19 protein-coding genes and 3 tRNA genes are annotated in these 18,728 nt (G+C 67.0%); 11 read left to right on the top strand and 11 right to left on the bottom strand.

The features are described 5' to 3' along the window. Nucleotides 1-9: 9 nt before the first annotated feature. Entirely contained in the window at nucleotides 10-957 is a 948-nt protein-coding gene (locus OHS03_RS29340) for a prephenate dehydrogenase (protein WP_328658529.1), read from the top strand. An 18-nt stretch (nucleotides 958-975) separates the two neighbouring features. On the opposite strand, the gene OHS03_RS29335 is transcribed toward OHS03_RS29340, so the two are convergent. The 3 genes from OHS03_RS29335 to OHS03_RS29325 are packed head-to-tail and all read right to left on the bottom strand — an operon-like array spanning nucleotide 976 to nucleotide 5,247. Further along, nucleotides 976-1,593, bottom strand: coding sequence for a putative glycolipid-binding domain-containing protein (locus tag OHS03_RS29335; protein WP_131816641.1), 618 nt, complete (start codon nucleotides 1,591-1,593; stop codon nucleotides 976-978). A 49-nt stretch (nucleotides 1,594-1,642) separates the two neighbouring features. Continuing rightward, complete coding sequence (locus OHS03_RS29330) at nucleotides 1,643-3,502, bottom strand: ABC transporter ATP-binding protein (protein ID WP_328658527.1); 1,860 nt, start codon at nucleotides 3,500-3,502, stop codon at nucleotides 1,643-1,645. Further along, nucleotides 3,499-5,247, bottom strand: coding sequence for an ABC transporter ATP-binding protein (locus OHS03_RS29325; protein WP_328658525.1), 1,749 nt, complete (start codon nucleotides 5,245-5,247; stop codon nucleotides 3,499-3,501). Before OHS03_RS29325 ends, OHS03_RS29330 begins: the two co-directional genes overlap by 4 nt. A 427-nt stretch (nucleotides 5,248-5,674) precedes the next feature. Here OHS03_RS29325 and OHS03_RS29320 point away from each other — a divergent pair, with 427 nt between their 5' ends. Together OHS03_RS29320 and OHS03_RS29315 are read left to right on the top strand one after the other, a co-directional pair. Continuing rightward, nucleotides 5,675-6,808, top strand: a complete 1,134-nt coding sequence (locus OHS03_RS29320; RefSeq protein WP_328664468.1) for a DNA cytosine methyltransferase — start codon at nucleotides 5,675-5,677, stop codon at nucleotides 6,806-6,808. Continuing rightward, the gene (locus OHS03_RS29315) at nucleotides 6,805-7,239 is read left to right on the top strand and encodes a very short patch repair endonuclease (protein WP_328658523.1); all 435 of its coding nucleotides are present in this window, start codon (nucleotides 6,805-6,807) and stop codon (nucleotides 7,237-7,239) included. The genes OHS03_RS29320 and OHS03_RS29315 overlap by 4 nt, the downstream gene beginning before the upstream one ends. A 16-nt stretch (nucleotides 7,240-7,255) precedes the next feature. On the opposite strand, the gene OHS03_RS29310 is transcribed toward OHS03_RS29315, so the two are convergent. Continuing rightward, nucleotides 7,256-7,384, bottom strand: a complete 129-nt coding sequence (locus OHS03_RS29310; protein ID WP_255284736.1) for a hypothetical protein — start codon at nucleotides 7,382-7,384, stop codon at nucleotides 7,256-7,258. 148 nt (nucleotides 7,385-7,532) lie between these two features. Here OHS03_RS29310 and OHS03_RS29305 point away from each other — a divergent pair, with 148 nt between their 5' ends. Then, a complete protein-coding gene (locus OHS03_RS29305; protein WP_328658521.1) occupies nucleotides 7,533-8,213 on the top strand; it encodes a DUF998 domain-containing protein in 681 nt (226 codons plus the stop codon). On the opposite strand, the gene OHS03_RS29300 is transcribed toward OHS03_RS29305, so the two are convergent. After that, complete coding sequence (locus tag OHS03_RS29300) at nucleotides 8,206-9,786, bottom strand: esterase-like activity of phytase family protein (RefSeq protein ID WP_328658519.1); 1,581 nt, start codon at nucleotides 9,784-9,786, stop codon at nucleotides 8,206-8,208. The two genes, OHS03_RS29305 and OHS03_RS29300, sit on opposite strands and share 8 nt — an antisense overlap. Before the next feature lie 85 nt (nucleotides 9,787-9,871). On the opposite strand from OHS03_RS29300, the gene OHS03_RS29295 reads away from it, so the two are divergent. Together OHS03_RS29295 and OHS03_RS29290 are read left to right on the top strand one after the other, a co-directional pair. After that, entirely contained in the window at nucleotides 9,872-10,267 is a 396-nt protein-coding gene (locus tag OHS03_RS29295) for a Rid family hydrolase (protein ID WP_063055264.1), read from the top strand. 145 nt (nucleotides 10,268-10,412) lie between these two features. Further along, nucleotides 10,413-11,138, top strand: coding sequence for a maleylpyruvate isomerase family mycothiol-dependent enzyme (locus tag OHS03_RS29290; protein ID WP_328658517.1), 726 nt, complete (start codon nucleotides 10,413-10,415; stop codon nucleotides 11,136-11,138). Nucleotides 11,139-11,227: 89 nt separating this feature from the next. Here OHS03_RS29290 and OHS03_RS29285 read toward each other — a convergent pair whose 3' ends face one another. From OHS03_RS29285 to OHS03_RS29265, 5 genes are all read right to left on the bottom strand, one after another. After that, entirely contained in the window at nucleotides 11,228-11,659 is a 432-nt protein-coding gene (locus OHS03_RS29285) for a hypothetical protein (protein ID WP_328658515.1), read from the bottom strand. 46 nt (nucleotides 11,660-11,705) lie between these two features. Further along, a tRNA-OTHER gene (locus tag OHS03_RS29280) sits at nucleotides 11,706-11,801 on the bottom strand. 504 nt (nucleotides 11,802-12,305) lie between these two features. Then, a tRNA-Arg gene (locus OHS03_RS29275) sits at nucleotides 12,306-12,378 on the bottom strand. Nucleotides 12,379-12,418: 40 nt separating this feature from the next. Then, nucleotides 12,419-12,508, bottom strand: a tRNA-Ser gene (locus tag OHS03_RS29270). A gap of 93 nt (nucleotides 12,509-12,601) precedes the next feature. Further along, a complete protein-coding gene (locus OHS03_RS29265; protein WP_328658513.1) occupies nucleotides 12,602-13,318 on the bottom strand; it encodes a dienelactone hydrolase family protein in 717 nt (238 codons plus the stop codon). A gap of 89 nt (nucleotides 13,319-13,407) precedes the next feature. Here OHS03_RS29265 and hisC point away from each other — a divergent pair, with 89 nt between their 5' ends. The 4 genes from hisC (at nucleotide 13,408) to OHS03_RS29245 (ending at nucleotide 17,083) form a co-directional block, all read left to right on the top strand. After that, a complete protein-coding gene (hisC, locus tag OHS03_RS29260; RefSeq protein WP_328658510.1) occupies nucleotides 13,408-14,484 on the top strand; it encodes a histidinol-phosphate transaminase in 1,077 nt (358 codons plus the stop codon). Between the two features lie 319 nt (nucleotides 14,485-14,803). After that, complete coding sequence (locus OHS03_RS29255) at nucleotides 14,804-15,910, top strand: nitric oxide synthase oxygenase (protein WP_328658508.1); 1,107 nt, start codon at nucleotides 14,804-14,806, stop codon at nucleotides 15,908-15,910. A 170-nt stretch (nucleotides 15,911-16,080) separates the two neighbouring features. After that, the gene (locus tag OHS03_RS29250; protein ID WP_328658506.1) at nucleotides 16,081-16,554 is read left to right on the top strand and encodes a PRC-barrel domain-containing protein; all 474 of its coding nucleotides are present in this window, start codon (nucleotides 16,081-16,083) and stop codon (nucleotides 16,552-16,554) included. Between the two features lie 160 nt (nucleotides 16,555-16,714). Beyond that, entirely contained in the window at nucleotides 16,715-17,083 is a 369-nt protein-coding gene (locus tag OHS03_RS29245; RefSeq protein ID WP_328658504.1) for a nuclear transport factor 2 family protein, read from the top strand. Here the strand turns inward: OHS03_RS29245 and OHS03_RS29240 are convergent, their stop codons facing one another. After that, on the bottom strand, nucleotides 17,084-17,935 hold the full coding sequence (locus tag OHS03_RS29240; RefSeq protein ID WP_328658503.1) for an NAD(P)H-binding protein: 852 nt from the start codon (nucleotides 17,933-17,935) through the stop codon (nucleotides 17,084-17,086). It lies immediately after the preceding gene. Between the two features lie 62 nt (nucleotides 17,936-17,997). On the opposite strand from OHS03_RS29240, the gene OHS03_RS29235 reads away from it, so the two are divergent. Further along, nucleotides 17,998-18,405, top strand: a complete 408-nt coding sequence (locus OHS03_RS29235; RefSeq protein ID WP_328658501.1) for a winged helix-turn-helix transcriptional regulator — start codon at nucleotides 17,998-18,000, stop codon at nucleotides 18,403-18,405. Nucleotides 18,406-18,728: the final 323 nt, after the last annotated feature.

Below are 18,728 nucleotides of genomic sequence, written 5' to 3'. Positions count from 1 at the left end.
TCTGTTCCGATGAGCATCGACGAGCGTGGGGCTGTTTGCGTCCTCGGGACCGGTCTGATCGGCGGTTCACTGCTGCGCGCCGCCGCCGCATCGGGCTACCGGGCGTTCGGCTACAACCGCTCCGAATCCGGGGTTTCCGCGGCGTGTCAGGACGGCTTCGACGTCTCCGGCGACCTGCCCGCGGTGCTGATTCGGGCCGCCGAAGCGAACGCGCTGCTGGTAATCGCGGTACCGATGCCCGCCGTCGCATCTCTGCTGGCCGACATCGCCGCGCTCGCGCCCGGTTGCCCGCTGACCGATGTGGTGAGCGTGAAGGGGCCGGTGCTGGACGCGGTGCGAAAGCATGGGCTCGAGGCACTGTATGTGGGCGGGCATCCGATGACCGGCACCGCCCAATCCGGTTGGGCTGCAACAGATTCAGATCTCTTCCAGGGTGCCGTGTGGGCCGTCGGGGTGGACGAGGGCACGCGGGTAGAACCGTGGTCGCGAGTGGTACGGCTCGCCTTGGATTGCGGGTCGGTGGTGGTTCCGGTGCTCGCCGAGGAACATGATCAGGCCGTCGCGCGGATCTCGCATCTGCCGCACGTGCTGGCCGAAGCGCTGGCCGCTGCGGGTGCCGAGGGCGGAAAGCTGGCGCTCGGCTTGGCGGCGGGTTCGTTCCGCGACGGTACCCGCGTCGCGGGTACCGCCCCCGACCTCGTGCGCGCCATCTGCGAACCGAACGCGGCCGCGCTGGGACGGGTCCTCGACGAAGCCATCGAGACACTCGTCACCGCACGCGATTCCCTGCGTGCGGACGGCGACCTCGGCGAACTTGTCGAGACGGGTTTCCGCGGTCGCACCGCCTACGACGACCGCACGACCTGGGACATCACCGGCATCACTCCCGGCACCGGCGACTGGCTCGGCGAACTGCATCGTGCGGGTCGCGACGGTGGCGTGCTGCGCGCACTCTGAGTCCCTGCCTTCGCCGGATCAGGCGCGCTCGGCCAGTCCCGGATAGTCCAGGACGAAACCTTCCGGGTCGACCGTCAGGGTGGCGCTCGACACCGGGGACAGGACGTTGATGCCGTCGGCCGCGCTCGAGTAGGTGAGCTCGGCCTCCTGCACCAGCAGGTCGGGTAGTCGCACGTAGACGACCGGGACCTGGACGTCGCCGACGGCGTGTTGCAGGCTGAACCGCCGGATCGGCAGGGTGTTGAAGAACGGACTCAGCACCACGTCGACGTCGAGTGCGCCGCCGAAGGTGGAGCGCACGTGGGTGCCGCCCGCGTCGACGAGCCAGTAGTTCTCCTCGTCACGCGAGATCGAGGCGTGGCGTTCACCGGCCGCGGTGGTGGTGCGCAGCGACAACCGCCGCGTGGCGCCCGCCTCATCGGTGACAAGGTCGTAAGACGCGCTGAACGCCGGGTGCTCGTCGCCGGCACTACCTATCAGTCGGCCCGCCGCCCTGATCCGATTGCCGTTCACCGTCACACGCACCGATTCCATGCGGGAGTTGTCGTGGGCACGCCAGGTGAGCACCGTAGGCCACCGGGAGGCCGGTTTGATCTCGGTGGGGCCGTCGGCCGGGCCCGGGGCTGGGGTCGTCACCTCTCTACGGTAAGCGACACCAGCCCCGCCGCCACACAACACGGGCGCATCACACCAGCGAATCCCGCCAGGCGGCGTGCAATCCGGCGAAGCGTCCCTGGCCCGCGATCAGCTCGGTCGGTGCGCCGTCCTCCACGATCCGGCCGCCGTCGAGCACCAGCACCCGGTCGGCAATGGCCACGGTGGACAGTCGGTGCGCGATGATCACGGCCGTGCGGTCGCGCAGCAGCGTCTCCAGCGCGTGCTGAACCAGCCGCTCACCGGGGATGTCCAGGCTGGACGTGGCCTCGTCGAGCACGATCACCGCCGGATCGGCCAGGAACACCCGCGCGAACGCCACCAGCTGACGCTGCCCCGCCGACAGCCTGCCGCCGCGCGTACGCACGTCGGTGGCATACCCGTCGGGCAGTCCCGCGACGAACACGTCCAGCCCCACCGCACGCGCGGCCGCGGCGACCTCGACGTCGGTCGCGTCGGGCCTGCCGAGCCGGATGTTGTCGGCGATGGTGCCGGAGAACAGGTAGGCCTCCTGCGTGATCATCACGATGTGCCTGCGCAGCTCGGCATCGGCCAGGTGGCGCAGATCCACCTCGTCGAGGGTGATGGCGCCACCGCTCGGGTCGTAGAACCGGGTGAGCAGTTTCGCCAACGTCGACTTGCCCGCGCCCGTGGCGCCGACCAGCGCCACCACCTGTCCGGCCGGGATCTCCAGGTCGAACTCCGGCAGCACCGAGGTGGCGTTGTAGCCGAAGCTGACCTTGTCCATCCGCACCGCGCCGGTCGAGCGGTCGAGGGTGGCCGGGCGTTGCGGTTCGGCGACGGCCGGTTCCTCCTCGAGCACGCCGGAGATCTTCTCCAGCGCCGCGGCGGCGGACTGGTAGGAGTTGAACACCTGCGCGAGCTCGTCGAGCGGGCCGTAGAACTGGTCGAGGTAGAGCAGGTACGCGGCCAGTACACCGATCGCGAGGTTGCCCTCCATCACCTGCCACGCGCCGACCAGCAGCACGATCACCGTGGTGAGCTTGCCGATGAAATTCGACAGCCCGACATAGTCGCCCATTCCGCGAACCGCGCCGGTGGTCGCCTTCTGGTACACCGAGTCCTCGGCGCCGAGGACCTCCTCGTTGCGGTGTTCGCGACGGAACGCCTGCACCGCGCGCATACCGCTCATCGATTCGACGAACTGCACGACAACGCGCGAGATCGCACCGCGCGTGCGCCGGTAGCCCGCCCGTTGACGCCGCTGCGCCCACCGGGTGACCAGCACCAGCGGCACGAACCCGATCAACACGATCGAGGCGAGCATCGGATCGAGCCAGATCAGCAGCGCCGCGATGGTCACCACCGAGATCACCGCGCTCAGCGCCTGATTCAGCGCGCCTTCGAGCAGCTCCTGTAGGGCCTCGATATCGCTGGTGAGCCGGGTGACGACCTTGCCCGAGGTGTACTTCTCGTGGAAGGACACGCTCAACCGCTGTGTGTGCTGGAACGCGCGCACCCGCAGGTCGAACAGCACCCGCTGACTCAGCCACCCGGAGGCCCGCAGGAAGGCGAACGTGGTGAGCCCCGACAGCACCGTCACCCCGACGAAGCCGGCGACGGTCGCGAGCATCGGCGTCCAATTGCCCTGGCGGCCTTGGCTGATGCCGTGGTCGAGGCCGTAGGCGATGAACAGCGGCAGCGACACCTTGGCCGCGTTGTCGAGCAGGATCAGGACGAAGGTTCCGATCGCCTGCTTGCGGTAGGGGCGCACCAGATCGAGGAGCAGTCGCCGGGATCGACCGGCCAGCACCAGGTTTCCGGTTCCGGTGACGGTGTCGTCCTCCTTGGCGATACCCCGCCAGTCGGCGGCCAGATCGGATTCCTTCTCCGGCGCTGCCTCTTCCGGTGTCACGGTCTCGGTGCTCATGCCTCACCTCCCATCAGTTCGCGGTAGTGGCTGCTCGTGCGCAGCAGTTTTTCGTGGCTGCCCTCGGCGACGATGCGACCGTCGGCGAGTAGGGCGACGCGGTCGGCCAGTGCGGCGGTGGACGGCCGGTGCGCGACGAGCAGCGTGGTCGCTCCGGAGAGCACCGAGCGCAGCTGATCCTGCACGCGCTCTTCGGTTTCCACGTCCAGGGCCGAGAGCGGATCGTCGAGGACCATGATCCGGCCGGTCGCCGCGGTGTCACCGGTGAGCACGGCCCTGGCCAGAGCCAGCCGCTGACGCTGTCCGCCGGACAGACTCATGCCTTGCTCGCCGATGCGGGTGTCGAGCCCCCACGGCAACGCGTCGACGAACTCGCCCGCCTGTGCGATATCGAGCGCCTGACGCACATCGGCGTCGGTGGCGCGCGGGTCGCCCAGTGCGACGTTCTCGCGCACGCTCGCCGAGAACAGCACCGGTTCCTCGAAGGCCACCGTCACCACCCGGCGCAGCTCGGCCAGCCGCAGGGTGGCGATATCGACGCCGTCGATGGTGATGCTGCCGCCGCTCACGTCGTAGAGCCGGGGAATCAGCTCGAGCAGCGCGGTTTTACCGCTGCCCGTCGCGCCGACGAGCGCGACCGTCTCCCCCGGCCTGATCCGCAGCGAAATCTCTTCCAGCACGGTGTGTTCAGGCCCGTCTCCGGATCGCGGGTAGGCGAAGCGGACACGGTCGATCACCAGTTCCCCGCGCAGGGTGGTGGGTAGTTCCGCGGGGTTCGGTGGGTCGGCGATGTCGAGCGGGGTATCGATGATCTCCCAGAAGCGATCGGCCGCGGTGCGCGCCTCGAACAGCTCCGACAACAGGAATCCGAACCAGATGATCGGCCACTGCAGGAACGTGGCAAGGGTGATGCTCGCGACGAGCGTGCCCATCGTCATCGACCCGTGCACCACCGAGTAGCCGCCCACCCCGAGCGACACCGCGATAGACGCGGTCGGCAGGGTCACCAACGCCGCCCACAGTGTCGCGTCGAGGCGCACCTTCTCCATCTCGGTGCGCCGCAGTTCCCTGGACAGGGCGGTGAAGCGGGTACCGAAGAACTGGCCACGACCCAGCGCCTTGAGCACCCGTACGCCCTGCGCGGATTCCTGGGCGATGGTGGCCAGGTCGCCGGACTGGTCCTGCGAACGGCGCGAGGCCACCTCGAACCGGCGGACGAATCGCGCGCAGAACAGCGTCAACGGCAGGGACGTGACCGTGAAGATCAGTCCCACTTGCCAATTCATCGCGAACAGCACGATCAGCCCGATGGGCATGATCACCCCGTTGACGACGAGGAACGGGCCTGCGAACGCGACGAACCGCCGCAGCACCGACAGGTCGTCGATGGCGCGCGAGAGCAGCTGGCCCGACTGCCAGCCGTCGTGGCGTCCGATCGAGAGCGCCTGCAGCTGGGTGAAAAGCTTGGCGCGCATGGTGATCTCGAACATCGTCGAAGGCTTCGATACCAGCCATCGCCTGCCCCACATGCCGAACGATTCGAGCGATCCGAGCAGAAAGATCAGCGCGACGGGCGCCAGCAAGCCGACGAAATCCCGCTGTGCGATCGGCCCGTCGACCACCCGCGCGATAACGAGCGGAATCGCGATCGCGGTGCTCGCGGTAACGATCGCCAGCGCGTTCGCCAGCAGTAGCGGCACCCGATAGGGGCGGAGAAAGGGCAGAAATCGCCTCAGCGACCGCATCCCCCCACTCGACCGCGGCGCAGGCCGCTCCGATCTGTCGGCCTCCGATTCGGCGGCCGCCAGCTCTGATGTGACAGACAAAACTCCCCCTTGATGCCCGGTCGGCTGGTTGGTTTTCCGGTACGGACGCCAGGTGATGTTCGCACCGGGGTCCGACAAGTTCGGCCCTTCAAGAGTCCCAGAGCACCCCCACCTCCAGCCACCGATTTTCCTCCCGGCAACGCCCCTTCGTCCACCTATGTGACCCAACGCCGCCCCACCGTCCATCTGATGAAGCAGTCGGCCCCTCGTTCGCGGTCGGCTTGCTGTTCAGCGGGCCCGATACAATGCGGCGCAGGCACGAGTATCGGCCGCCGACCAGCGGGCCGTTCAGGGCCGCGAACTCGAGCGCGGCCGCGCTCCGAAGACACAGGGGTCGTTGATGCGGATGGTCGGGTTGTTCGCCGGGATCGGCGGGCTCGAACTCGGTCTGAGCAGGCATGGCTGGACCTCGGAGCTGCTGTGCGAGATCGACCCCGGCGCCCAGGGCGTCCTTTCGGCTCGATTCCCCGATACCGACCTGCACGGCGACATCACCCGACTGCGTTCACTGCCCGCGGGCACCGAGCTCGTCGCGGCCGGTTTTCCCTGCCAGGACCTGTCACAGGCCGGGCGCACGGCGGGCATCACCGGGCGTCGATCCGGCCTGGTCGACGAGGTGTTCCGGCTGGTTCGCAGGCAGCGTGGGCCGCGCTGGTTGTTGATCGAGAATGTCCCGTTCATGCTGCAGCTGGGTCGTGGTGCGGCGATGCGCCACATCACCGCCGCGCTGGAGGAGCTCGGGTACGCCTGGGCGTACCGGGTCGTCGACGGCCGCGCGTTCGGCTTGCCGCAGCGGCGTCAGCGCGTGCTGATGCTGGCTTCGCGCACCGAGGACCCCCGTCAGGTGCTGTTCGGCGACGACGCGGGCCCCCGCGACTACGGCGACCCGGAGCGCGATCCATGTGGTTTCTACTGGACCGAAGGTGTGCGTGGCCTCGGCTGGGCGGTGAACGCCGTGCCGACCCTCAAGGGTGGCTCCGGGCTCGGCATCGCCAGTCCGCCTGCGATCCGGCTGCCCGCGGGCGAGATCGTGACGCCGGGCATCGTCGACGGTGAACGATTACAAGGCTTCGACGCCGACTGGACCGCCCCCGCCATCGACGTTCCCGGCGTGCGCCACGGTCATCGTTGGAAACTGGTGGGCAACGCGGTGAGTGTGCGGATGGCGAACTGGGTCGGTGAACGCCTGGCCGCACCGTCGGACCCGCTCACCGTGGGAGAACCGATAGCCGCGGGCCAACCGTGGCCGAGCGCGGCCTGGGGTCACGCGGGCGTCGTGCACCGCGTTCCCCTCTCCACCTGGCCGGTCCACGAGCCCTACGAGGACCTGAAGAACTTCCTCACCGAGCCCCGCCTGCTTTCTCCCCGCGCGACGGCGGGATTCCTGCGTCGCACCGAGATGGGAAACCTGCGCTTTCCGCCCGGATTCCTCGACGATGTCCGCGACCACCTCGACCGCATGGGCGGCTGGGCGGCATGAGCGCGCGGCGGGTCATGTCGCCACCGACCGACGCGGCGACGAGCGCACGCATGTCCAAGCAGCGACGCGCGAACACCGCTCCCGAGCTGGCGCTACGCCGCGAATTACACCGCGCCGGCCTGCGCTATTTCGTCGACCGACCGCCCATCAAAGGTCAACGTCGGCGTGCGGATGTGGTGTTTCCCCGGCTGCGCATCGCCGTGTATGTCGACGGGTGTTTCTGGCATCGCTGCCCTGCTCACGCGACCGATCCGAAGAACAACGCGCAGTGGTGGGCCGACAAATTGGCAGGCAATGTCGCCCGCGACCGGGCCACCGATGCCGCGCTGACGGCGGCGGGCTGGCGGGTCGTGCGGGTGTGGGAGCACGAGGATCCGCACGCGGCAGCTGAGCGGATCACCGCACTGGTGGAGCGATCAAAGCCCAGCTGACCTGCGATTTACAATTTCAGCGACGACGCGGAGCGCTTTCGGCGCGAACCCGCACCCGTACGCGCGACGCATCCGCCGCTACGAAGCCGGACACGGCCAGCGCCAGGATCGTGGCGAAACCTGCCAGCGCGATCACATAGCTCATCGAAGACCTCTCCGTTGGTTACCAACCACCCTGCACGGTGAACCTGACAGCAACCTGTGTGCGTGCCTGTGCTGCTCGATGAAACCACGTCCGCGTTCTAGACGTGCCTGATCGGGGCGGCGTGGGCAGGACACGCACAATGGTCGGTGTGACCGAATCCGCACGGCACACCCGTGGCTACTCGTTGCTGATCGCCCTCGCGATCGCGATCGCAGGCCTGTGCTATTCGTCCTGGCTGCTGGAATTCGTGCTGCCGATCGATACCGACCCGGTCAACAACTTCCTCAGCGAACTCGATGCCGAGGGCAAGCCGTACCGCGAGGTGTTCGGCACCGCCGACAAAGTGGTCGGCCTGTTGCTGATCCCGGCGGCGCTGGGTGGACTGCTCGTTTTCCGGCGCCGCCGGTTGACCACGATCGGCTGGACAGCCCTGCTCTGCTTCGGTGCGTCCACCATCGCCGACGCACTGCTCCCGCTGCACGACTGCGACCCGGGTGACAGCACGTGTGGCGGCGACAGCGGCCTGTTCCCGCAACTGCACCAACCACACGCGCTGACGAGCACCCTGGCCGTCACCTCGATCGCGGTGGCGGCGTTCGCGTTCAGCGCCGCCGCCTATCGCTACCACCGGTGGCGGATCTTGCGTGAGTTCGGCCTCGCCGTGCTGATTCTCGGGTCGGCGGCGACGATCTGGATGATGGTCGCCGACAACCTGTCCGGCTCCTACGCACTCGGCATCGCCCAGCGAATCCAGGTCGGCACCATGTCGCTGTGGCTGCTCGCCCTGGCCACCGCGGTCCTCGTCGAAGCCCGCGAGTGGACTACTTGACGGTGATCTTCACCGTGTAACCGCCGATCTTCGCGGGCAGCTTGGTGGTGTCGACCGCGAGCACCTCGCCGGTGTCCTGCATGCCATTGGGCAATGTCTTGGGCTTCAGGCCGAACGGGGGCTGTTCCCCCTGGCTAGCGGCAAGACCGAAGTCGCTGTCGTTGGCGATGTAGATGGTCTTGCCACCGTCGAGGGTGGCGATGCCCTCGATCTTGTCGTGACCGAAGAACCGGCCCTTCTCGTCGAGCGCGGCGACCAACGCGGAGAGATCCAGGTTGCTCTTCTTCGCGACGGGGATGACGCCAGCCTTGGTGAGCGCGGCGACGGCATCAGCGGTCGGGGTGACGCCGATCAGCGTTTCCAGCGGCTTGCCGTCGATCAGCAGTCCGCCCTTCTCTGCGTCGTAGGTCGCGCCGGGCACCGCGGCCTGCGGGCCGACATCGGTGGCACCCGCGATGTCGATGGTCCAGATCTTCTTGTTCGACTCGGGTGCGAGGTTGCCGTCGCGCTCGTCGACCAGGAAGGTGGTGGCGCTCAGAGCGGTGATCTCCGAGACCGCGACCTTGGACTGCTTCGGGTTTTCCAGCGGGTAGAGGAATTCCTTCTGCGCCTTGGTCTTGAGGTCCACCGTCACGATGCGCGCGAACGGCACCTCCTTGGCCGAACCGCTCAGCCCGGGGGTGTTGAGCGCGCTCTGCACCATCCCTACCAGGGTGTTGCCGTCGGGAGTGATGGTCAGCCCCTCCATGCCCTGATTGGGTGTGCGAAGGGCGATCTCCTTCGGCAGGCCGTTGCCCGGGGCGAGCCGCTCGAGCTCGGTGCCCTTGGCATCGAAATGCACCAGGAACGGCCCGTATTCGTCGGAGATCCAGAATGTGCCGTCGGCCAGTGCCACCAGGCCTTCGGGGTCGATACCGTGATCGGTGGGCGGCAGGACATTGCCCTGGAGGTCCTTGATGGTCTCGCCGGTGGTGGCCGAGATGTCCACCTGGCCGTTGAACGGTGCACCCGACTTGCTGCGCAGCTCGATGCTCGACTGCAGCACGGCCTTGTTGTCGACCAGCTTGAACCGGCCGATCTTGGGCACGAAATTCGGTGTCGGCGAGAGCTTTTCATTCTTGGCCGGACCGTCGACGTTCGGGCCGCGGTCGGTGAGTCCGTAGAACTCGTCGGCGCTACCCGGCACGGGAGTCCAGGCCGACCCGAATCCACTGCCCTGCACCGTAGTGCCGCCGAGTTCGCCGAGCACCGGAATGTCGGTGGTGTAGAGGCGAACCGCGTCGGTGGTGGTGACCGTGAACTGGTCGAGACCGATGTAGCCGGCGCTCGGTGTGTAGACGTAGGCGCCGTCGGCCCGACGGGTGATGTTGCCGTGCTCGGGCTCGAGGCTGACCCCGAGCACCGCGCTGGTACCGGCCTGGGCCACCAGGTCATCGAGCGAGATCACCAGCGGCTGGTCCTTGCCAGCGGTGAAACCGGCGTCGGGATCCGGCGCCGAGCAGCCCGCCACAACGGCGGCAGCGCACAGAGCGGCGGTGAGAGGAAGGAGGCGTAGACCTGGACGTGCGTTCACCTGGCATGCATACCGTCGCGAGCCGACCAGTAGACGACCGGCAAATGAATTGTCCTCCACCCCTCGGTGGACCATTCTGGCGATCATGACCACAACTCGGGTGAACATTTCCTCAGCCTCCGATTTCGAAGATGTCGTCGGGTATTCGCGGGCGGTACGGGTCGGCAACCAGGTCGTCGTCAGCGGCACCACGGCGGCCGTTGCCGGTGGTGGCGCGGTCGGCGGCGACGACATCGGCGCGCAGACCCGTGAGGTCTTGGCCCGTATCGCCGCAGCACTCGAGCAGGCCGGGGCGAGTGTGCGCGATGTGGTGCGCACGCGCATGTTCGTCACCGATATCGCCCGCTGGCCCGAGGTCGCGGCCGCGCATGCCGAGGTGTTCGGCACGATCCGCCCCGCGGCCTCCATGTACGAGGTCACCGCGTTGATCGCGCCCGGACTGCTGATCGAGATCGAGGCGGACGCGATCATCGCTGACTGAATCGTCACACGGGCCAACTCCGGCTCTCCGGCGCCGACAGCGGAAAACGCCTGGTTATCCACAGGCTCAGAGTTATCCACAGGGCAAGTTTCGATGCCGTCGTTATCGCCTGTGCGCCGGAGACCTGACCACTACTCTCGAATCTGTGACCAGCGAAACGGCTACTCCCACCGACCTGCTCGATCAGCTCGCCGACTCCACCGCGCGTATCGACACCGCGATCGGCACGCTCACCGATGCGGCCCTGGCCGAACCTTCCCTGTTACCGGGGTGGACCCGCGGTCACGTGCTCGCCCACCTGTCCCGCAATGCCGACAGCCTGCTGAACCTGCTGCTGTGGGCCCGCACCGGCATAGAGCTGCCGCAGTATCCGAACGTCGCCGTCCGCGATGCCGACATCGAGGCGGGCGCACCCCGCCCGCTGACCGTGCAGCACGCGGACTTCACCGCCACCGCGCACCGCTGGCAGGCTGTCGCCACCACCATGCCCGCCGCCGACTGGCAGGCCGAGGTCCGCAATCGCCAGGGCGGCACCCTCACCGCCGACCAGATCCCCTGGATGCGCTTGCGCGAGACCGAAATCCACCACGTGGACCTCGACATCGGCTACACCCCCGCCGACTGGCCCGCCCCCTTCGTCGCCCGACTGCTCCCCGAAACCATCACCGACCTCTCCGCCAAACTCCTCCCCGAAGCCACCCCCACCTTCGACATCCAGTCCACCGACACGGATTTCATCGCCACCGTAGGCCCCGGCCGCCCCCACCACACCGTCCTGGGCCCCGCCTGGGCTCTCCTGGGGTGGCTCGTCGGCCGCACCTCGGGCAACAACCTCACCGGCCCCCTACCGCCGCTGCCGGCCTGGAAGTAGCCCGCTTCGGCGAAAGCACCTCCGCCTCAACAGAGTCCCGGAGCGACCAGCCCCGCAAAAAAAGTCGGTGTGCCCGGTGGGCGGCTTGCTCACATGACGATCAGCGCAACGTACGCCGCGATCATGATGACGACGAACACCATGGCGACGTAGCTGAGCACCGCACCGGGCGCGGGCTGACGCTCGGCGGCCAGCGCGCCCTTCATGAAGATCTGCGCCGGCGCGGTGTAGTGCACCTCGGTGGTGTGCCCGGGAAAGACCTGAACCTGGGCGAAGTTGCCACCGTAGGCCGTCCCCCACTGCGTGGCGTCGACTGCCACCGTGTGCACACCGGGCGGTCCGGGAACGAAGTTGGCACCCCACTTGGTGTTCGGGATCGGATAGCCGTTGACCGCGACCTTCGTGCCGATACCGAAGGCGATCGGCAGCTTCCACGTGTGGACGACGATGCCGGTCTCCCCCGGCACCGCACGGAACTGTTGCTGCGCCGGAACGGCGGGCCCGGGTACGACACCGGTCATGAGATTTCCCCTCGAGCTGAGCATCGGGCCTCGAGCCCGGCGTTTGCGGAGACGGAGGGGTTCGAACCCCCGATGGTCTACCCATGCTCGCTTTCACGTCGACTGGCGACCGTCCGCCGGGAGTCTACTGACGTCCGTACCCCTACGCGAAGTGCTGAAAATGCTTCCGTGGGGTTTCGTCGTGTCCGGGGTCGTATGCACGAGTTGCGGCACCTGCGTGACAACTTCGGGAGGTTGGTCCCATGCGAGCTGTCCGACATCGAACGTCCTCTAATTGCCGAATACAGCGTGTGGCGTCGCGTTCTCAAGGATTCCGAGGGAATCCGGCCTCGAGCCAGGCAACCGCGAGCTCAGCCCAGTGGGGGCTCCATCCCGCGATCGCTCGTTCTAGGACATGCTCGAAATCCAGTGCATGCCCGGCCGAGCCGGTGACTTCGAGTTCTGATGCGACCTGTTCCATCGATTTCTCGAGCAGCGGAAACAACGCAATTACGCCGGGCGGTGAATTGGTCAACAAGACGTGGTGACCAGGCTCGCCGAGGAAAGTAGTGGATCGTCCGTAGGGGGAAAGTAGTGGATCTGGGGAGTTTCCCCGAAACGTAGAACCGCCCCTCACCAGGAAGTCCTGGTGAGGGGCGGTTCTTTGTGCGCCCGAAGGGATTCGAACCCCTAACCTCTTGATCCGTAGTCAAGTGCTCTATCCGTTGAGCTACGGGCGCATGGTCGTGCATCTTCAGTTGTTACCCAGCGAACTGGGCGTGGCGGAGGCGAGAGGATTTGAACCTCCGGTCCCCGTGAAGGGACAACTCATTAGCAGTGAGTCCCATTCGGCCGCTCTGGCACGCCTCCTGGAGCCTTCTCTTTCGAGGGCACCGGTCCTTGTCGAACCGCCGGGAATGAAGATTACACGAGCAGTCGTAGTAGTCCAAAACGCCTGGTCAATCAGCGTAAATTGCTGTCGAACCAGTCGTAGATACGGGTCTGGGAATCGATGCGGATGGCGGCGGCCGCCTCGTCCTCGGGATCGGGGCGATCGGCGCGGTGACTCAGGCCGGGATAACTGATAGTGAGACTGGCCACATCCGCCTTCGCCGTGGCCTCGCGCAGGCGGTCGACCGCCTCGGGCGGGGTGGCCGGATCGTCGGCGCCGAAGAGGCCGAGCCAGGGAGCTTGGAGGTCGGCGGCGACATCGACCAGGGCGGCGTTCTGATCGGGGAGCGGTTCGGTGATGCCGGGGGCGGACACGCTCACCGCAGCGCCGATCGGGCGGGTGGCGGCGACGAGGAAGGCAGCGGTGCCCGCACTGTCGAAGCCGAGGACGCCGATGGTGTCGGGGAAGACGCCGCGACCGGTGAGCCAGTCGAAGCCCGCGTCGAAGTCGTCGAAGAGTTCCTCGCCGAAGACCTCCTGTGCCAGCGGGTCGGCGATGCGGTCGAACAGATGCGGCGCGACGACGATCCAGCCCTCGGCGGACAACGCACGCATCAGGTCGAGCAGCTGGGATGAGAATTCACGGGATTCGTGCAGGACAACGATGCCGCCGCGGGCCACCCGTTCGGGCTCGACCACCGTGATCGGCACGGCAGTGCGTCTCGCGACGGTGTCCGTGTCGACATCAACCGGCCGCAAGGGGGCGACATCGTCGTAAGTGCCCGGCATAAACCCAGCGTAGGCGGCAGAACTGGACTTGGGTAGGCCTAGAAGGCCGCGCCGCATGTCCTGGCGACCGATCATCGTAGGGTGGAGGCGTGACCGCGCACATCCGTCCCGACCTCGCCACCATCCCGGCCTACGTTCCCGGGCGTAACCACCCCGATGCGGTGAAGCTCGCGTCCAACGAGACCACGTTCGGTCCGTTGCCGAGCGCTACGAAGGCGATCGCGGAGTCCGCCGAGCAGGCCAACCGCTACCCGGACAATCAGGTCAGTGAGCTGCGGGCGGCGCTGGCCGAGTTCCTCGACGTCACCGTCGCCCATGTCGCGGTCGGCTGCGGCAGCGTGGCGCTGTGCCAGGAACTCGTGCAGATCACCTGCGACGCACCCACCGACGAGGTGGTGTTCGCGTGGCGCTCGTTCGAGGCGTATCCGATCGTCACGCAGGTGGGCAACGCGACCGCGGTGCAGGTGCCGCTCGCCCCTGGCTATCTGCACGATCTGGACGCGATGGCCGACGCGGTCACCGAGCGCACCAAGCTGATCTTCGTCTGCAACCCGAACAACCCGACCGGCACCGCCCACGGGCGTGCAGAGCTGGAACGGTTCCTCGATCGAGTGCCCCCGCACGTTCTCGTCGTGTTGGACGAGGCCTACTACGAGTACCTGCGGCTGACCCCGCAGACTCGCCCCGACGGCGTCGAGATCGGTCGCGCCAGGCCGAATGTCGTTGTACTGCGCACTTTCTCGAAGGCCTATGGTCTGGCCGGGCTGCGCGTCGGCTACGCGGTGGGCGATCCCGAGGTGATCGCCGCGCTGCTGAAGGTGCATATCCCGTTCAGCGTGAACCGGATCGCGCAGGTCGCCGCGATCGCCTCGTTGCAGGCGCGGGGAGAGTTGCTCGATCGCACGGATGTGCTGGTGGCACAACGGCATCGGCTCCGTGACGCGTTGCTGGCCGCGGGCTACGAAGTGCCGCCGAGCGAGGCCAATTTCGTGTGGTTGCCCCTGGGCGAGCGCAGTATCGAGTTCGCCGAGGCGAGTGCCCTTGCGGGAGTGCTGGTTCGGCCGTTCGCCGGCGACGGCGTGCGGGTGACGGTCGGCGATCCGCATGAGAACGAGCAGTTCCTCGACTTCGCCACCGCACCCGAAACGGCGGCCCGATTCCGTTAGTTCGGGACAGGGTCAGCATCCCTTGACGCTGGTTTGCGGTGGGATTACCGCGAATTGGAGCACACTGCCAGCACACCGGTCGTAGGCTGGCTCGAAACTGATTTCGGTGTTCGAACAGGATGAATATGCATGCGGCGACGACCGACCGATTACCTGGTCGACGCGCGCCACCGGTCGAGTGAATGTGTTCTCGGCGGGCAATCTTCCCGCGACGGAGGGTACGCCCGCACGGCCCCGCACCCTGCTGCCCGACCGGAGATGTACCGTGAACCAGAGCTCTCGCCCCGCAGTCTGCGAAAACCCAACCCCTACAGCCATATTGGCAGCAGAGGTCGCGGTTACCGCGCCGCCGCCGATCGAGCTGGATCGCCGTTTACGCGACTGCGACGAGTTCTTCCGCTACCCCGAACTCGGGCATCTGCCCACCCAGCGTCGCCTCGGCGCGCTCGCCGAATTGCGTGATACCGGCACCTACACACAGACCGCCGAAGAGATTCTGATCGGCGCGAAATTGGCGTGGCGCAACCACGCTCGCTGCGTGGGACGCAAACATTGGCGATCGCTGAAACTACTCGATGCCCGTCTGGTTACTTCTGCGCGGGAACTTTCCGAAGTGTGCTGGCAGCATTTGCGACTGGCAACCAATGGCGGCGCGATTCAGTCGATGATCACGGTCGGCCCGGCGGCCGTGCCCGGCCGTGGTGAATACCGGATCGAGAGTTCGCAGCTGATCCGCTACGCCGGATACCCGAACGGCGACGGCACCGTCACCGGCGATCCGGCCAATATCGCGGCCACCGAGCAGGCGCTGGAGCTGGGCTGGCGCGGCGAGCGCACACCGTTCGACGTGCTGCCGGTGCTGATCAGCACGCCCACCGAGGACGTGCAGTATTTCGACGTTCCACGCGAGCTGGTCCGCGAGGTCGACCTGGTCCATCCCGACTACCCGTGGTTCGCCGCGCTCGGCCTGAAGTGGCATGCGCTGCCCGCTGTTTCGAACATGGATCTGGACGTGGGCGGGGTTTGCTACCCCTTCGCTCCCTTCAACGGCTGGTATGTCGGCACCGAGATCGGCGCACGCAACCTCAGCGACGCCGATCGCTACAACATGCTGCCGCTGATCGCCGACATGATGGGTCTCGACACGTCATCGGTGCGGACGCTGTGGCGGGACAAGGCCCTGATCGAGCTCAATCATGCTGTGCTACACAGTTTTCGATCCTCCGGTGTACACATGGTCGACCACCACACCGTGGCCAAGCAGTTCTGCGATCACGTGCAGCGCGAGGAAGCCGCCGGGCGCGCGTGCCCGACCGACTGGAGTTGGGTCAATCCGCCCATCTCCTCCGGACTCACGCCCACCTTCCATCGATACTACGACGCACCTGACCTGGACATTCGACCGAATTTCGTCCGCCGAGATTGATCTACGGCGGGTTGTTTGGCCCGTGCGCGGCCGGGTATTTGCTATGACGTAGCCGAGCCCGGTCGTGCCGGGCGCTGCGGACCGACTGATCGCCCAACAACCCAGCGGGACCGACGAACGGACCTCACATGTCCGCGTTCGGCCTCCGCGTCAGGTAGGAGGGAATCATCATGACCAAGGCAACCCTGGAATCGCTGATCGGCGCCACCGCCTATGACGATCACGGCGCCAAGATCGGCAAGGTCAAGCAGATCTACCTCGACAACAACTCCGGCTCGCCGACGTGGGCCGCTGTCTCGACCGGACTGTTCAGCCACGACTCGCTGGTACCGCTGGCAGGCGCCGAGCATCAGGCCGACGACAACACCCTGAAGCTGCATGTCGCCAAGGAGCAGGTGAAGTCCGCGCCGCACCTCGACGACGGCGGCCGGATCAGCGCTGAGTCCGAGCAAGAGCTGTTCGAGCACTATCACGTGGATCCACGGGCCGCGGGGTGGAATACCTACGGTCGCCCGCAGATCCGCCCCGGTGACGAGATGCCGATGACCCACGGCGACCCCGCGCAGGCCAGGCACACCGACGACTCGATGGTGCGCTCGGAGGAGCAGCTGCGCGTCGACGACCGGCGCCGCGAGGCGCCCTAGCCCCCACAGCGCACCGTTCGATCAGTCGAACCAGCCGCCCACCATCCGGTGGGCGGCTGGAGGTCCGAGCGGGTTTCGCCCGGTCGCGGGCGAGCGTAGGGTTCTCATACGGGCCGAATCGCCCTGGTCCGGCTCGTTTCGACGAGCGAGGGAGACTCCGATGAGCACCGCGTCCAGCTCAGGATTCGATGCCGATGCACTGCGCCGCGGAATCGAAAGCCGCGATGCCGCAACACTGCTGACGCTCTACAGCGACGATGCCGAGATCCGCATGGTCGACCACCGCGACCAACCCAGCCATCCCCGGGTGATGCACGGCCGCTCGGCGATCAGCGCGATGTTCGACGACGTGTGCGCCAGGGAGATGACCCACTCCCTCGACAGCGTCCTGATCGATGGCGACCACATCGCCTTCGTGGAATCGTGCCGCTACCCGGACGGCACCCGCGTGCTGTCGCATTCGATGGCCGACCTGCGTGATGGCCGCATCATCGACCAGACCTCGATCCAGGCGTGGGACGAAGGGTAGTCAGCGGAAATCAGCGACGTGGTCGGCTGCCCACCGGCGGTAGTCGCGGGCCTGCGATCCGGTGACATCCTGCACCGTGGTGGTCGCAGTGCCCGGTGTGTCGACGTAGCCGGCGAGCCCGCTCAGCACTACGCGGGCGATGTCGGGTGGGAGCCAACCCATGTGCGCCACCGCCGCTTCGGGGCTGATCTCCTCCCAGACCAGCGTGCGTCCGAGTGCGGCGCCGATGGCTTCGACCTGGTCGATCCGGCTCAGCGGGGCCGGGCCGGTCAAGATGTACTTCGCCCCGGCGTGCCCGTCGGTGGTCAGGGCACGCACGGCGACCGCCGCGATATCCGCCTCGTGCACCAGGGCCACCGAGGCGGAACCGTACGCGCCGCGCACTACGTTGCCTGCGCGGATCTGCGGTGCCCATTCGAGTGTGTTCGTGGCGAAACCGCCGGGGCGAAGGAAGGTCCATTCCAGGGTGGATTCGGTGATCGGCTGCTCGACAATGGCGTGTGCCCGGCCGATCGGATGGTCCTGCTCCCGATTGTCGCGGACCGCGCCGGAGGAGAGCAGGACGATGCGGCGCGCGTGTGCGGCGATGCGGGCGACCACCTGCTCCGCGATCTCCGCCGACAACATCGGCCAGGTCAGGTAGACCGCGTCGATGCCATCGAGTGCGCCGTCCAGAGTGTCGGGAGCGGTCAGATCCCCTTGCACCACCTCGATATCCGGGGACAGCGACGCCGCCCGCGGATCGCGAGCCAACGCCCGCACCGGTGTCCCGCCCGCGACGAGCTGGGCCGCCACCTGGCCGCCGACATGACCGGTCGCCCCGATCACCAGAACCTTGCTGATATCCGCCATGGGCCAACCGTACGAAGGGCACTTACTTCTGGATAGGACATACCCACAAGTAAGCTCATGACATGACGGTAGGAGTCCCGGACAGCGAGCAGACACCCGTCGGACGACGTGACGTATTCGACAAGGATTGCCCGGCCCGCACCATCCTCGACAAGGTCACCAGCCGCTGGGGCGTCCTGATCCTGGCGGCGCTCCGCGACGGCCCGATGCGATACCACGTCCTGCGCGACCGAATAGGTGGCATCAGCGAAAAGATGCTGTCGCAGAACCTGCGCACCTTCACCGAATACGGCCTGACCGAGCGCACAGTCGAACCCACTGTGCCGCCACGGGTTTCCTACGCGCTGACACCGATGGGTCACGAGGTAGCCGACAAGCTCCATGGCTTGTTGGAGTGGGTGAGCATCCGCGCGGAGGAGATCGTGGCGCTCGCTTGTAAGTCCGATGGTGACGGTCTCGACGTCTGCTGAAATTCGTCCGTGAGGGTTTCGTCGTGTCCGGGGCCTTTTGTCACCGCTGCGTGACACCTGCGGCAGTGGCCATCTCTACGAGTAGTGATCACAGTCGGCGTGCAGTGGCGGGGTGTAGGTCGTCGCGAGGCAGGCCCGGCACGTGTGCGTTCGATGGTGACCACCGATCCGAATACAGGGCACCGCGCCGATGAGTACCTGGCCGGGGCCGAGCCGGTGACCGTTCGGACAGTAGCGGGGAGCCGGTTCCGTCCAGCGCCCATTGCGCAGATAGAGCCGGACCGATTCGCACATACGTTCGATTATCTACCGAACGCTCAGCG

It is taken from the genome of Nocardia salmonicida, assembly GCF_036142455.1.
In the GTDB taxonomy this organism is placed as follows: Bacteria; Actinomycetota; Actinomycetes; order Mycobacteriales; family Mycobacteriaceae; genus Nocardia; species Nocardia salmonicida.
Note: the sequence above shows the minus strand (reverse complement) of the source record. Positions and strands in the feature narration are given on the sequence as shown.

Coding starts and splice junctions, on each gene's coding strand:
- OHS03_RS29285 (WP_328658515.1), bottom strand. CDS start 11,659: ATGACCGGTGTCGTACCCGGGCCCGCCGTTCCGGCGCAGCAACAGTTC.
- OHS03_RS29240 (WP_328658503.1), bottom strand. CDS start 17,935: ATGGCGGATATCAGCAAGGTTCTGGTGATCGGGGCGACCGGTCATGTC.
- OHS03_RS29340 (WP_328658529.1), top strand. CDS start 10: ATGAGCATCGACGAGCGTGGGGCTGTTTGCGTCCTCGGGACCGGTCTG.
- OHS03_RS29265 (WP_328658513.1), bottom strand. CDS start 13,318: ATGCCGGGCACTTACGACGATGTCGCCCCCTTGCGGCCGGTTGATGTC.
- OHS03_RS29295 (WP_063055264.1), top strand. CDS start 9,872: ATGACCACAACTCGGGTGAACATTTCCTCAGCCTCCGATTTCGAAGAT.
- OHS03_RS29235 (WP_328658501.1), top strand. CDS start 17,998: ATGACGGTAGGAGTCCCGGACAGCGAGCAGACACCCGTCGGACGACGT.
- OHS03_RS29310 (WP_255284736.1), bottom strand. CDS start 7,384: ATGAGCTATGTGATCGCGCTGGCAGGTTTCGCCACGATCCTGGCGCTG.
- OHS03_RS29315 (WP_328658523.1), top strand. CDS start 6,805: ATGAGCGCGCGGCGGGTCATGTCGCCACCGACCGACGCGGCGACGAGC.
- OHS03_RS29325 (WP_328658525.1), bottom strand. CDS start 5,247: ATGCGGTCGCTGAGGCGATTTCTGCCCTTTCTCCGCCCCTATCGGGTG.
- OHS03_RS29250 (WP_328658506.1), top strand. CDS start 16,081: ATGACCAAGGCAACCCTGGAATCGCTGATCGGCGCCACCGCCTATGAC.
- OHS03_RS29245 (WP_328658504.1), top strand. CDS start 16,715: ATGAGCACCGCGTCCAGCTCAGGATTCGATGCCGATGCACTGCGCCGC.
- OHS03_RS29330 (WP_328658527.1), bottom strand. CDS start 3,502: ATGAGCACCGAGACCGTGACACCGGAAGAGGCAGCGCCGGAGAAGGAA.
- OHS03_RS29320 (WP_328664468.1), top strand. CDS start 5,675: ATGGTCGGGTTGTTCGCCGGGATCGGCGGGCTCGAACTCGGTCTGAGC.